General features: G+C 38.9%; 12 protein-coding genes. 6 read left to right on the plus strand and 6 right to left on the minus strand.

Annotated elements, in window-relative coordinates:
• The first annotated feature begins 39 nt into the window (after positions 1–39).
• On the plus strand, positions 40–1,143 hold the full coding sequence (locus tag EHO58_RS12480; protein ID WP_425269449.1) for a glycosyl hydrolase family 18 protein: 1,104 nt from the start codon (positions 40–42) through the stop codon (positions 1,141–1,143).
• A gap of 25 nt (positions 1,144–1,168) precedes the next feature.
• On the opposite strand, the gene EHO58_RS12485 is transcribed toward EHO58_RS12480, so the two are convergent.
• Positions 1,169–2,083: an MBL fold metallo-hydrolase gene (locus EHO58_RS12485; RefSeq protein WP_244241160.1), complete on the minus strand. Its 915-nt coding sequence runs from the start codon at positions 2,081–2,083 to the stop codon at positions 1,169–1,171.
• Positions 2,084–2,286: 203 nt separating this feature from the next.
• On the opposite strand from EHO58_RS12485, the gene EHO58_RS12490 reads away from it, so the two are divergent.
• Positions 2,287–2,988: a Crp/Fnr family transcriptional regulator gene (locus tag EHO58_RS12490; RefSeq protein ID WP_135680139.1), complete on the plus strand. Its 702-nt coding sequence runs from the start codon at positions 2,287–2,289 to the stop codon at positions 2,986–2,988.
• Here EHO58_RS12490 and EHO58_RS12495 read toward each other — a convergent pair.
• Complete coding sequence (locus tag EHO58_RS12495) at positions 2,985–4,157, minus strand: acyl-CoA dehydrogenase family protein (RefSeq protein WP_135680140.1); 1,173 nt, start codon at positions 4,155–4,157, stop codon at positions 2,985–2,987. The two genes, EHO58_RS12490 and EHO58_RS12495, sit on opposite strands and share 4 nt — an antisense overlap.
• A gap of 141 nt (positions 4,158–4,298) precedes the next feature.
• Positions 4,299–5,093 carry a crotonase/enoyl-CoA hydratase family protein gene (locus tag EHO58_RS12500; protein ID WP_135680141.1) on the minus strand — a complete coding sequence of 265 codons (795 nt, stop codon included), beginning with the start codon at positions 5,091–5,093 and terminating at the stop codon, positions 4,299–4,301.
• A gap of 177 nt (positions 5,094–5,270) precedes the next feature.
• Here EHO58_RS12500 and EHO58_RS12505 point away from each other — a divergent pair, with 177 nt between their 5' ends.
• The 3 genes from EHO58_RS12505 (at position 5,271) to EHO58_RS12515 (ending at position 8,888) form a co-directional block, all read left to right on the plus strand.
• Positions 5,271–6,407, plus strand: a complete 1,137-nt coding sequence (locus EHO58_RS12505; RefSeq protein WP_135680142.1) for a helix-turn-helix domain-containing protein — start codon at positions 5,271–5,273, stop codon at positions 6,405–6,407.
• A 114-nt stretch (positions 6,408–6,521) separates the two neighbouring features.
• Positions 6,522–7,589, plus strand: a complete 1,068-nt coding sequence (locus EHO58_RS12510; protein WP_167483214.1) for a fatty acid desaturase — start codon at positions 6,522–6,524, stop codon at positions 7,587–7,589.
• A gap of 21 nt (positions 7,590–7,610) precedes the next feature.
• Entirely contained in the window at positions 7,611–8,888 is a 1,278-nt protein-coding gene (locus EHO58_RS12515; protein WP_135626425.1) for a condensation domain-containing protein, read from the plus strand.
• Positions 8,889–8,945: 57 nt separating this feature from the next.
• Here the strand turns inward: EHO58_RS12515 and EHO58_RS12520 are convergent, their stop codons facing one another.
• Both EHO58_RS12520 and EHO58_RS12525 read right to left on the minus strand, forming a co-directional pair.
• Positions 8,946–9,353, minus strand: a complete 408-nt coding sequence (locus EHO58_RS12520; protein ID WP_135680144.1) for a hypothetical protein — start codon at positions 9,351–9,353, stop codon at positions 8,946–8,948.
• A 9-nt stretch (positions 9,354–9,362) separates the two neighbouring features.
• On the minus strand, positions 9,363–10,820 hold the full coding sequence (locus EHO58_RS12525; protein ID WP_135680145.1) for an APC family permease: 1,458 nt from the start codon (positions 10,818–10,820) through the stop codon (positions 9,363–9,365).
• A gap of 191 nt (positions 10,821–11,011) precedes the next feature.
• On the opposite strand from EHO58_RS12525, the gene EHO58_RS12530 reads away from it, so the two are divergent.
• On the plus strand, positions 11,012–12,556 hold the full coding sequence (locus tag EHO58_RS12530; protein ID WP_135680146.1) for a glycosyltransferase family protein: 1,545 nt from the start codon (positions 11,012–11,014) through the stop codon (positions 12,554–12,556).
• Positions 12,557–12,908: 352 nt separating this feature from the next.
• On the opposite strand, the gene EHO58_RS19675 is transcribed toward EHO58_RS12530, so the two are convergent.
• On the minus strand, positions 12,909–13,138 hold a 230-nt coding region (locus tag EHO58_RS19675; RefSeq protein ID WP_208728797.1), incomplete at its 5' end, for a hypothetical protein.

Raw genomic sequence — 13,138 nt, forward strand, 5'->3', positions numbered from 1 at the left:
CGCCTATTGGCTTCGACTTGGTCCCAAGACTTTTATGCGATGATGAAGTATGTTCATCTATATGATGAGATCCATCCATTTTTATATAATTTGGAAGGTGGACGTAGTAATACAGGACGGATACTTTCTGTTTGGAAGAAGGACGAGATAGACGAAAGGATCCGTTGGTTAAGACTAATGTCTCCGCGTACTTTGATCATTCCCACAATCTTTCGTTGGGAAAACGATTTTGAAAAAGTTTCGGACGTGATCGGCCTGAACGGTAATATCAAAATTAGAGATCTTCATATCCAAAATATTCTGAAAGAGATAGATACTTACGGATATGACGGAATCGATATTGACTATGAAGGAATGACCTGTGAAAAGAAGGAAGTATTTCAGGAATTTCTAATACTTCTTCGCGACGAACTGCATAAAAAGGGAAAAATTTTATCAGTAGCGATCCATCCTAAAACTGTCGCGGAAAAACCTTCCGTCTATCCTTGCAAAGGTCTTAAATCTCCCATCCAAGTGGATTTTTATGAAGCTTATAGAGGACAATTAACCCATGACTATGAGTTTTTGGGAAAGGTTGCGGATAAGATCAAAATTATGGCCTATGAATTACATCCCCGCAAACAAGGTTTTCCGGGGCCGGGACCACAGGCACCTGATTGGTGGATCGATAAAATTTTAGAATATGCGGTTGCTCGTATTCCGAACGAAAAACTGTATATGGCGATTCCAACTTATGGATATGATTGGGCCCTACATTGCCAGGCTGAAACAAAATCAGTCTATTATTCCAGGGCAAAATGGATCCGAGAAAAAATGGCTCCAAGAAAAGAAGAGCCTACAGACGTATTAGAAATTTTTAAAACTCAACCAAAGGCCGCAGATTGGACTTATCTCAGACCTTATTTATATAGGCATCAAGGCCATGTGTATTCGGATCCTTCTCTTTGGTATAGAATGGGTGGTTGTGATCGTGTGGCATTCTATATGAACAGAAGTGCTTTCGAGAAGAAGATGAAAATATTGGATAAGTATAAGATCCGCGGATTTTCCTTTTGGCAATTAATAGAAGATAACGATCCTGAGATTAATAAATATTTGGAAGAAAAATTGGGAAAAGAAGCGGGCTCGTCTTCTTCTCCCTAATGATCTGAATTTCGGGATCCTTAGATTATTTTGCTAAACTAACGATCGGATCTCCCTTCCATTGTGTTGGTTCATGTCCGTAAATCACTTTCACTTTCGAAAATTTTTTAGAGAAGGTATTCATTCTGCGGATAATATCTGTACTTTTCTCCTTATTGGTTGTAGCTCCTGGTGGAACTTCATTTTCGAATCCTGCCTTTAGGTGAGATGAGTCGAAGGTAAATAATAAAGGACCACTAGTAGCATTTAAAAGGACCGCGATTTCTCCTTCCGTATGGCCTGTAGCTGATATAACCCAAACGGATCCGTCTCCATAAAGATCGTACACAGAGCCAAGGATCGGCATTTCAAAAAATTTATCTTTTGGAAGAGTGGAAAGATCGAAATCAAAAGAAAGTGCAGTGGAGGAATAACCGTGGAAAATGGAGAAAGCCTTACTCGCATCTTCGGCTTCTTCCTCCGAGATTAATACCTTGATCGGACCTCTTTTTCTGAGAGCTTCCATCCCTCCGATATGATCCCAGTGTAAATGAGACGCTAAAACGAAATTCAGATCTTTATTCGGAATTTTTAATGTTTCCAATTGACCTGCGACATTACGACCTTTTTCGGACTGACATTTGGTATTAAATAAACCTAATAGCAGATTGAAATCGCATCTATTGTTTGAATCTACTTCCGGTACCCCTGAATCTAAAAGAAAATATCCTTTTTCAGGATGTTTCACTAAATAGCTAAGTACAGGAACCCATTGGTCTTTCTTTTGTTCTTCCGGAGTTTTGGGATGATCGGAATCGATCAGAATGAAAGGCCCTGTAAAAACCTGCCCAGTTAGAAAAGCAGTCACTTCTAAACGACTAGGTTTGGAAAAAACTTCTTCCCAATTTTTAAATTTTAGATCGGATTTAGGATTTATCCAGATTTGTGGCTGTTTATTCATAGGGGCCCCTAAAAAACAATCCGTACAAATTATAAGAGAGAAAGATAATAGGCTCCCAAAAATAATCTTTTGAATATGATTCGACATTTTAAACCTCTACATTTCGGAATTTATGGATTTCCGATTTGTCTAGATCTAAGATACATGGAACTTTATAAATCTCCTGGGACTTTTGTTCCATTCGGCAGGAAAAAAAGTAAAGTATGGAATTTTCGAAAGAAGTTTCAAAAGCTCTGGAGTTAAGCATCTTCTCCTCTTTAGAACAGGAGGTATACCAACCTTTGCTTAAGAAAGGGATTCTGATAAAATTCAAAGCAGGCCAGATGATCCCAAAAAATCCGGGAGACCCGGACTATGCAGGGCTTGTGGTCAGCGGATTTTTTAGAATGTATCTTTTTGCAGAATCGGGGAGACAGACTACTGTTCGCTATACTAAGCAAGGGGATATGATGGGCCTTGTAGGAGCTCTAACACCGGAAGAAAAAACCGGTCAGCCTGAAGAGACTTTCGTCCAAGCAGTGACCGATTCCGAAGTGCTCGCCTTATCTTTTCAGGATTTGAGAACATACGGAAAAAAATCCGCCGAACTCGCTTGGTTATTTGCTGAAGAATGTGCAAGAAGGGCATACGCTGCACTTCGTGAATTGTATGGAGCTAGTTTTACTGGGATTAGACAAAGGCTCGCTCGTCATTTATTATTAAACGCAATAAGTGGAGATATTGCTCCCTTTTTATTTGTCAATTTGTCCCAACAAAATCTTGCGGACTCAATCGGAACCGTAAGAGAAGTAATCGTCAGAGAACTTCGAAATTTAAAGCAGGAAGGATTTATTTCCAGCTCTAAAAACCGGATTGAAATTATAGATCCGATCGGTTTACATTCCATTTCCGAAGAAGGATATTAAGATTCCTTCATGATACTTCCGGAGATGATCAATTTCTGGATCTCGCTTGTTCCTCCACCTATCTCTCCCAATCGAGTGTCTCTATAGAGGCGAGATACTTTGTACTCGTCCATATATCCCGCACCACCATGAATTTGTACTGCAAGATTTGTAACTTCCCTTGCTGCTGTAGTTGCGAATAATTTACAAGCGGCGCATTTTCCGGAAAGACTCATACTTGGTTTTCCTTCCGATTCTATTTTTTCCATTTCCCAAGCAGTGTTATATGTGAGCCACTTAGCCGCCTCGTATTTGGAATAAATTTCTGCGAGCATAAACGCAACACCTTGGTGCTGGTAAATCGATTTGCCGAAACTTTTTCGAGAAGCGGAGAAAGATTTAGATTCATCTAAACAAGCCTTCATAACTCCTAATGAATAAGCGGCTAAAGAAAGTCTTTCCGCATTAAAAGTCTGCATGGTTTGTCTAAAACCTTTTCCCAATTTACCTAAGATATTTTCCTCAGGAACTTCTACATCTTCAAAGAATAATGCACCGGTAGGAGATGCTTTTAGTCCCATCTTATCCATTGCTGCAGATCTGGAGATACCTTTGGAATTCAGATCGACTATAAAATGAGTGAGCCCTTTTTCTTTTCCTGTTTCGTCTTGGGTTCTTGCAAGGACCAAACAATAGTCCGCATTCGGCGCATTTGTGATAAAAGTTTTTTGACCGGAGAGAATATAACGATCTTTACCTGATTTTTTAGCAAGGGAAGAAAGTCCTGAAACGTCGGAACCGCCGTCAGGTTCCGTAACTCCTAAGGAGCCGATTGTTTTGCCCAAGATAATATCAGGTAGATATTTTTTCTTTTGTTCTGGGGTTCCAAAATGTTTAATAGGAAGTCCGAATAAACCTGCAGAGGCACCCGCACTGAAAAAAGTAGAACCACAAGATTCGGAAATGATCTCCATTGCCAAGGTGCTTAAGAAAACTCCTGCACCCTGTCCGCCGAATTCTTCTTCATGCAAAAGACCTAGGTAACCGGCTTCTCCTAGCTTGAGATAATGGGATCCGGGAAGTTCCTTCGTTTTATCCGCTTCTTCCGCAAATGGGCTGATCTCCTTTTTACAAAAATTACGAAACGATTCTGTGAACTCTTGTTCATCGGAACTTAGGCTAAAATCCATTTATGATCCCTCGGATCTTGCTAAACTCGAAGAAAGATACGCGAAGGCAAGTAGAATTCCCTGAATCCGAATATTGTTCGTTAGGAATGCAAACTAAATATGGATCTTAGCTAAAACAATATATTCAGAAAAGTTAAAATACTATTTTCCTTTAAAAACGGCGGTTCTTTTCTCCAATAAGGAGCGGATACCTTCTTGGCCATCTTCCGATTTTAAACAATCGGTTACCAACGGCACTAAATCATCTATTGCCTCTAAATTTCCCACTTCGATTGCTTTTCGTGCGTTTGCCAGAACTGCATCGATTGCTTTCGGAGCCTGGGCGCAAATTTTTTCAGCGAGCTCTATTGCTCTTATTAATAATTCCTTTTTAGGTAGAACTTCCTGTACAATTCCGATCCGATATGCTTCAGTAGCGTCGAAAGTATCTCCTGTTAGAATATATTTCATCGCGTTACCCCAACCGGAAGCTCTTACGAATCGGATTGTGGCTCCGCCAAATGGTAAAATTCCTCTTTGCACTTCCATTTGAGCAAATACGGTTTTCTCTGCGGCGAGTGCTATATCGGAAGCAAGCATCAATTCAATTCCTAAAGTTAGGCAAAACCCATGAACCGCTGTGATCAAAGGTTTTTTGCGAACTCTACCTGTTCCTCCTGTATCCCAAGGGTTGATATTTCCTTTTTGGAAAAAATTCCTGCCTTGATCAATGATGGATTTTGCAACATCTTCCAATTCTAAACCGAAAGTGAAATGAAGACCATTCGCATACAAGACTGCACATCTTGAATTTGGATCATCTTCGTAAACAGTGAGAGCATCGCTTAACTCCATGATCATTTGCGTATTCATCGCGTTTCTGGCATCCGGACGATTGAGTGCGATACAAAACACAGGACCTTTCTTTTCAATTTGGATATAAGTATACGATTTCATAAAATTCTCCGTAGCGAGTAGACCACATAGTCTACTCTTTGGATTATATGTCTTTTGTTTTTCTGAATTTGATGTCGAACTTCTTCGCTTTTTAATAGAAACTAATTTCGTTTCCCAATCAAAATAGAGGCCTTACAGAAGGTTGACAACTCCGATAGATAGTAGATAAAGCCTTGGATGTCTAATCTTCCGATTTATCTTCCGGAACAAATTTCTCATTCTCCGGTATTCTGGATTTTAGTTTCTTTTGCGATCTTCGGAACGTATCTAGGAGCCTTATTATGTATCGGGCAGAATATTTTAGAAAGAAAAACGGCTCTCAATCGTTTACTTTCTTTGTTGTTCGTATGCTTAGGTTTATTACAAGGCACCTGTTTATTTTACGTATTCGGGCTTTCTTCTTCTTTTCCTAGAATTGTACTTCTTCATGTTCCGGTCTTGGGTTCCATAGGCCCCATTTTATATGGAATCCATAAAATTATCCAAAATTCAGAATTCGAAAAATCTACGCTGGGTTTAAGTCCAAAACATTCCATTTTGCCTGGGATCATCTGGATTTTATATTTTTTAAGTTTTGTTCCGGATTCTGATACGATTAGCGACGGCATACGAACATTCTCGGAAACAAGAAGTGCATTCGATCTGGTTTTTCTGATCCCATTACTCGTACTTGCCACCTATATTGCCGGATTGTTGAGAGGGAGCAGAATATTATTTAAACCGAATGTTTTGAAAGAAGAATGGACCGCAAGGGTCCTACTTTATATCATTCTTGCTACGATCGCAAACCATTCGGTAGGTGCTTTTTTTCTAATAGGCAAGAATCCACTCTTTCTGTTAGTCAGCGCTTCTATGATGGGCTTAAGTCTTTGTGTTTCGTATTTAATTGGCAGAAGGTACCCTGCTTATTTCCAAAATTTGCAAGAGGTTGCAAGAGCTACCTTCCAAAAATATTCCCGCTCCTTACTCCAAGGAATGGATCTAGTTACACTCAGAGAAAATTTATTAAAAGAGATGGAAGTCGAAAAATTATACAAAGACGAGGACCTGAGTTTGGCAAGTCTTGCGGATGAGTTAGGACTTTCTTCTCACCAACTTTCGGAACTGATCAACCAAGAAATGGGCAAAAATTTTTCAGCATTCGTAAACGAGTATAGGATCCGAGAGGCTTGCGAGCTGCTTACTAAAAACAAGGAGTCTTCTGTCCTGGATATTGCCTATGAGGTGGGATTTAGGAGTAAAACCTCCTTCCACAGGGCATTTCAGAAAGAAGTGGGAGTTCCTCCATCCGAATATAGGGAGAAAAATTCTTAAAGATCGGTCCCATCCTATCAATTGAAACCGATCCTACGGTTTCGGTTTATAGAATGGAACGACGGATCTGGGATATTGCGTATAATTCCTTCCATCAGTTACATCGGAGTGGATATGAGTTCCCTTACCCTTGAGCGAAAAAACATTTCGGATAGATTTACCGAAAAAGAAAAAACAAAACGTATCATCAAATGGATCCGCCGTTCGGATTCTAAACTCAGAAAACGTTTCTCATTTTTAAAACACCAAGACGCGATCGGATTTTCGATCACTATCGGCTCCGCTTTCGGAATGATCGTACTCGGAAGTTTGTATATAATGGATATTATTCCATTCTGGGCTTGTATAATAGGGAATGGAATCTTGGCTTCCTTTCTACATGAGATGGAGCATGACTTAATCCACAGTATTTATTTTAAAGAAAATCCCAAGATGCAGAATTTTCTATTCTGGATGGTCTGGTTATTCCGCGCAAATACAGTCAATCCTTGGTTTAGAAAAGAGATCCACCTTCTTCATCATAAACTTTCAGGAAATATAGAAGATATAGAAGAAAGATTTATCAGTAATGGAATGCCTTGGGGTATCAGACGAATACTCGTAATGATAGATCCGATCATGGCAGTCGTTCTACAAGGACCTAAGATCAGAAAAGACGCGATCCGATACCTTGCAAAAATAAAAGCCAAACCGATCAAGGGACCTTATCGTTTAGTGTACCTTCTTCTTTGGTATTCATTCTTGATCTGGGGAATGATTTCGTTGATCAATTGGTCATTAGGAAGTCCTATACAAGAAACTGGAACTACTGCCTACATTCATAATTTCTTAAATACTGCAGCGGTGGTATATTTGATCCCTTGTTGGCTCAGACAATCTGCCATACAGATCGTATCTTCTAATATGCATTATTACGGAGATGTGAAGAGTTTATACCAACAGACCCAAGTGTTGGATTCTTGGTGGATATTACCTTTACATTTGTTCTGCTTTAATTTTGGAGCCACACATGGTATCCATCATTTTGTGGTAACACAGCCGTTCTATCTACGACAAGCAGTCGCCCCTAAAGTAAAACCATTCTTAAAAAAATATGGAATTCGTTTTAACGACTTTGAAAGTATGACAAGGGCGAATCGTTACCAAAAAGAAGAAATGGATGGTATTGCGATTCCGGCCTAGTACTTTAAAGTCGGAAATGGCATGCAAAATTTAAAAGAATCCGAAAGACCCCAGGGTCAGTTCATTCGATCCTTAGACCAAGCGGAGGCAAATTTCTGGTTATATGACCGCGCCTCCTCTATGAACTTCTGCGTAATGGCAGAAGGCGAAGGTTCTTTTTCGGAAGAAAGTTTACGTAAAGCCCTGGACCTTATCCAAAACAAACATGCGTTAGCTAAGGTTCAGATCTTAAAACAGGCCGGACAAGATTCTCATTTATACTTTGCAACCTCGGACAAAAAAATCCCCATCCAAAAAGATTTCTATTCTCCTGATTGGAAATCCAAATTAGCTAAGGAAACGATCCGACTTTTTGAATTGGGAGATTCTCCTTTAATCAGAACTATATTTTATACTTCCGGAAATTCAAAGTTTGCGATCGGTGTTATCTTTCATCATAGCATCGGAGATGGAAGATCAGGTTGCAGATTTCTTTTAGATGTACTAAGAGCTAGCACGGGAGAAGCGGACGAAATTGAGGAAGATTCGGAATATTCTTCCTTAATGGAATTATATCCTGCGGAAGAATTATACAAAGGTGAGCCTAAACCTGAGAAACCTTTGACGATTCCTCAATTCTCTCGCAAAAAAGAAGAACAAGATCCTGAGATCATTAGTTTTTATTTAGAAGAAGAAGATGTAAATTCTATCTTAAAAACTTCTAAACAAAAAAAGATATCCCTTCATGGGATCTTAGGCGCTTCTCAAGTAACTGCGCTCGCAGATTTTTTTGACAAAGGCCAAGAAGGAGTATTATATCTTTCTACTCCAGCGGACTTAAGGCCTCATTTGAGTCATCCGGTGCCGGATTCCGCATTAGGACTTTATATCTCTCTATTCACTACTCCGGTGAATATTAGAGATCCATTTGATATTAAAGCAAAAGCAATCATGAATGATGTAAGAGCTCGTATTGGAAGAAGGGAAGGTAGAGCATTTTACGAATTACTTCCTCCTTCGGAACAATTTTTGGAAAAAGAAGATGGGCTAAAACTTTTCCAATTACTCATGAATCGGAATCCTCAAGCCAGTTTGCTGAGCAATGTGGGAATTATCCCTGTTTTGGCATCGGATGAAATAAAAGTAAAAGAACTTTCTTTTACGGTCCATCCTGCTTTGACCCAAACAGTTTTCACGACGGTGACTACTTACGAAAACAGAATGGCAATCAATATAAACTACGATAAAAATCGTTGGAAAGAAGGGGATATCTCTCAATTTGCATATTCTTTCCGAAAGAATATACTTTCGAATTCTTGAAAATTTGATTTTGTTTTCCCAAAATGTTCCTTCGGGTTTCTTGCTTCCTATAGATGTTTAAAACGGAAGGATTCTTTTTCTGTTTATAAAAACTCTTCTGCCCAGGATCCAGCCCCAGATCAGGAACCCGCACCCTAGATAAGAGATCAGGTTCGGGACTAGAAGAATTTCCACTTCTGCAAGTACAGGAACTTGCATGGTCAGACCTGCAAGCATTATGATTGTATGAATTTCCGCAACTCTTGACTTCTTCTCATCTAGATATTTACCTAAACCTCCTCCGCTAATGAATACTAAAACTCCGAAGATAGCTCCAATTCTTCCGGTATATGCGGAGAAGTATTCGAAATTTTGAATATCAGGAAATTGGAATAGAATGATAAACGGACGAGAAAAAAGAAAACTTAAGGAAATAATCCCCAAGTATCGATGAAGTCTGAGTTTGTTTTTAGGCGAAAGTTCCAAGGCAGAAACTTAAGCGGGATCTCCGCTGCCTACAGGAACCGGTTCGTTTTCAGGAAGTAAACTTAAACCGCCGGCTTCCAATGCAGGTTCGGAGATAGTTTCCGTCGGGATCGGTTGAGATTTTTTAGAAAGTTTGAAATAATAATAGAGCGGAATAGAGAATAGAGTGAACCCAAAACCCCAAAGAGCTTCTGCACTTTTGTTGTATAGCAATGTTGCAATAATCAGAATATTAGAAAGTATATATAGATAGGTTGAATAAGGATAGCCTGGTATCTTAAATTCATTTTTTAAATGTCTTTTTTCGAAAATGACAGGAGTGTAAGCGGTGATCGTTGCAAGTAATAGTGTGGAGCAAGTGATCAGATATAAAAGTGATTCTATCTCTTTTACAAAACAAAAAAGACAAGCATACAAAAACTGAAAGATCAAAGACTTATAAGGGCTATGATATTTAGAATGTAATTTGGCCATACTCGGAAAGAAGAATCCGTCTCTTGCCATAGCAAAATAGATCCTGGAACCGCCGATGATATAAGCGGAAATTCCGCCTAGGAATACCCAGCAAATAAATGCAGTGATCAGGATATTCACACCATTTCCGAATAAAAATCCGGAAGCAGTCACACCGATCTTCTCGTCTCCCGCCAAAAATTGGACAGGAGCAGAGCTCAAATACAGAAAATTGATCAGAACATAAAGAAGAGTCACTAAAATGCAGGAAACGATCACTGCTTTGTAAATATTCTTCTCCGGATCCTTTACTTCTTCTGCTACGTAAGTGATCATATTCCAGCCCAAATAAGAAAAGGTGACCGGGATCGCTCCTGCAAGTAAAAGATTCCATCCCTGAAGATCGGAAGGGATCAGAGAAAAAGATTCAAAATTTTGAATATTATAATTTCCTATAGTAAAACCCAGAGTCACGAAAGCGACTAAACCCAAAATTTTGAAAGTAGTGAAAAAATTTTGGATACGAGAAGCGAATCCGATACCGAAAAAGTTCACGATCGTAAAAAATAAGATCGTGGAGATCCCTATGATTTGAGCTATACCCAGGGAGAATGTGATGCCTAAAAACTTGGACTCTAAGAAATAAATGTCCCAACTGGGATTAAATAAGGTTAAAAACGATTTAGAGAAAGCAATTGCGGAAAGAGAGATAGATGCCGAAAAATTCACAGACAAAGAAAGCCAGCCGCTCGAAAACGCAACGATAGGAGAGTAGGCCTCCTTTAGATAAACATAATCTCCTCCAGCATACGGAAAGATGCTCGCCGATTTCGCATAACTCATCGCACCTGCGATTGCGAGCAACCCACCCAAGATCCAACAGAGGAGTGCCCAATTCGGATTGGCGGTTTGGGTCAGTATATAGCCCGTAGTGATAAAAATCCCCGGTCCGACCATAGAGCTGAACATGAGAGAAATGGAATCGTAAAGATTAAGAGAACGGCGGAGTTTCATTTCGGCTTTTGGTCAAGATAGCCCTTTTACTTTCACTCACAAGACATTTTCAAAGGTTTTAGAAGAAGCTCAACTAGTTAGATTTGCTCGCAGTAAGGATACTTTTGGGGTTTTCTAAGGATAGTAATTTGACATGAAGGTTTGATATGGAGAATGTTGTTTGATAATTCTATTTCTATGGGGTCTGCATAGTGAATATTCCTTTGTCCGGATGGGCGCCGATTGTCGCAGGATCTTTTGTATTCATTGGAATGATTTTTCGTGTTCTATTTTTTTATAACTCCTCCGATGCGGCGTTGATTGGAGTGATTCCTGATGATGCTTTCTATTATATTCAGATGGCAAGGCACCGGGTTTCGGAAGGCATTTGGACTTTCGATGGGGTTTCGGTTACTACTGGTTTTCATTTTTTATATGGATATATTTTAGTTTTTATATACTCGATCGTCGGTGATATCAATTGGAGAAATTTATTTTTGATAATTGGTGGATTAGCTTCCGTTTTTATGGGGCTGTCCGCTTATTTTACCGCACGGGTTGCTGAGAACTTTTTTGGTAAAAGTTCTATTATGTTAGCTGTGGCCCCATTCTTTACTTTTACGGCGATTATGCAGAGTACTGCAATGATGGAATCCTGGCTTGTTTTGTTTTTCTCAGCATCTTCGCTATATTTTTCTACACAAGATAAGGATTTATCCTTATCTGATACAATTTGGCTTTTTCTCTTGGGCGTATTCGGATCTTTATCTAGGTCTGATTTCGGGCTATTGCCAGGTGTTGTATTTTCTGCCTTTTTGATCAGTTCACTTCGCTTTAAAAGTAAAAGTTTGAAACGAAGCGCAATTGTTTTAGCCGGGGCAGTTATTGGCGTTTTTATTATTCTATTACAAAATTTCTTTATATCGGGCCATTTCTCTCAAGGGAGTGCTCAGGTAAAATTGTATTGGTCTGCTCTCGAGGGCCATTCCGTTTTGCCGGTGATAGGTTTGGTTGGTTCTATTTTTCTTCCCTTCTTTGCAAAGTTGGGTAAGTGGGTCCAAATTGCCGTATTATTATCATTTCCTGTCTTAGTAGTATACTCTTGGCGAAAGTTCATTAAGTCGAAGAATCGATCTAATTATTATCCTTCTTTAATTTTGGCTTTCTCCTGTTTTTTTACGGTGGTTGGATATGTTTTCTTCTATCGATTTAATTCTCGAGGAGCAAATGTTTGGTATTCAGCTAATCTTATCGTACCGATGGGCATCATGCTCGCCGCAATCGGCGTCTTTTTGTTTAGAAAACGTTTATTGATTCCGGCATTTTTGGTCCTTTTCGGTTATCTTTATGTAGACAAGGCAAAATTTCTCAGCATTAGATGGCCACATCAAATTGGAATGTTGCGTGCAGGGCTTTTTCTAAAAGATAAAAAATTCACTAAGGTTGCGGCATGGAATGCAGGTATTATCAGTTACTTTTCAAGAATACCAGTGATTAATATCGATGGGTTAGCAAATGATGAGGTCTTTCCTTACATTAAAAAGAATACCTTATTCGATTATTTAAGATCAAATAATATCGATTACTTAATCGATTATGAAGAAATGCTGAAGAGCGAAGTATATCGAAAAAGGGGAGGGTACTTTGACGAGAGAATGGATCGATGTTTGCGTTCTTTGTATCCTGTCGACGCCGGCTCGCCTAAATGGAGTGAAACTGAGTTGAAACTGTTTGAATTTATTCCGAATTGTAAATGAAATATTATATTTATTTAATTGATCTTCGATTATTATGAAGTTCTGAGTTTTTCTGTAGGTGATCTTTTGTCCAAATGTATCCCAGTTTTACTTGGGATTTTGATTGCTGGTGTTCTATAGTTTATTATGGATTACATTTCCTTTTTAGGGCTATATTAATATATTATAATGAATTGAATCTATGTCCCAAAGTGCCTGAAAGTATCGGAATTCCTATAAATTTTGGTTCAACTTATGTCGCATTAAAATCGCGGATTTCAAAATTCAAAAAGGATAGATTTGTAAAATTTCTATAAAAACGGTTTGACTGGCCGGGTCGATTTTGTATTTTGGTCTTCTGGCCGTTTTTAGGTCAGTAACCGAAACTTTCGAGTAGAACGGCATTTGCCTTTCGAGCCGCAAGTTTAGGGAAGAAACAAAGTTCTTTAACAACAAATATAACTGCGAATGAGAAATTAAAATTTTTTATTAGCTGAGATTGTTCCATGGTGATGAGTTCGCCATGGGTATAATAATCTCGAACACTAAGAAAACAAATTAGAGCTACTCTCATTCTACAATAATATCGAAAGATGCAGCCCT

This window comes from Leptospira selangorensis (genome assembly GCF_004769405.1).
GTDB classification, from domain to species: Bacteria; Spirochaetota; Leptospiria; order Leptospirales; family Leptospiraceae; genus Leptospira_B; species Leptospira_B selangorensis.

What these genes read in the sequence shown, in the direction of transcription:
- EHO58_RS12480 (WP_425269449.1), top strand. Translation starts at nt 40, where the DNA reads ATGATGAAGTATGTTCATCTATATGATGAGATCCATCCATTTTTATAT.
- EHO58_RS12485 (WP_244241160.1), bottom strand. Translation starts at nt 2,083, where the DNA reads ATGAATAAACAGCCACAAATCTGGATAAATCCTAAATCCGATCTAAAA.
- EHO58_RS12490 (WP_135680139.1), top strand. Translation starts at nt 2,287, where the DNA reads ATGGAATTTTCGAAAGAAGTTTCAAAAGCTCTGGAGTTAAGCATCTTC.
- EHO58_RS12495 (WP_135680140.1), bottom strand. Translation starts at nt 4,157, where the DNA reads ATGGATTTTAGCCTAAGTTCCGATGAACAAGAGTTCACAGAATCGTTT.
- EHO58_RS12500 (WP_135680141.1), bottom strand. Translation starts at nt 5,093, where the DNA reads ATGAAATCGTATACTTATATCCAAATTGAAAAGAAAGGTCCTGTGTTT.
- EHO58_RS12505 (WP_135680142.1), top strand. Translation starts at nt 5,271, where the DNA reads ATGTCTAATCTTCCGATTTATCTTCCGGAACAAATTTCTCATTCTCCG.
- EHO58_RS12510 (WP_167483214.1), top strand. Translation starts at nt 6,522, where the DNA reads ATGAGTTCCCTTACCCTTGAGCGAAAAAACATTTCGGATAGATTTACC.
- EHO58_RS12515 (WP_135626425.1), top strand. Translation starts at nt 7,611, where the DNA reads ATGCAAAATTTAAAAGAATCCGAAAGACCCCAGGGTCAGTTCATTCGA.
- EHO58_RS12525 (WP_135680145.1), bottom strand. Translation starts at nt 10,820, where the DNA reads ATGAAACTCCGCCGTTCTCTTAATCTTTACGATTCCATTTCTCTCATG.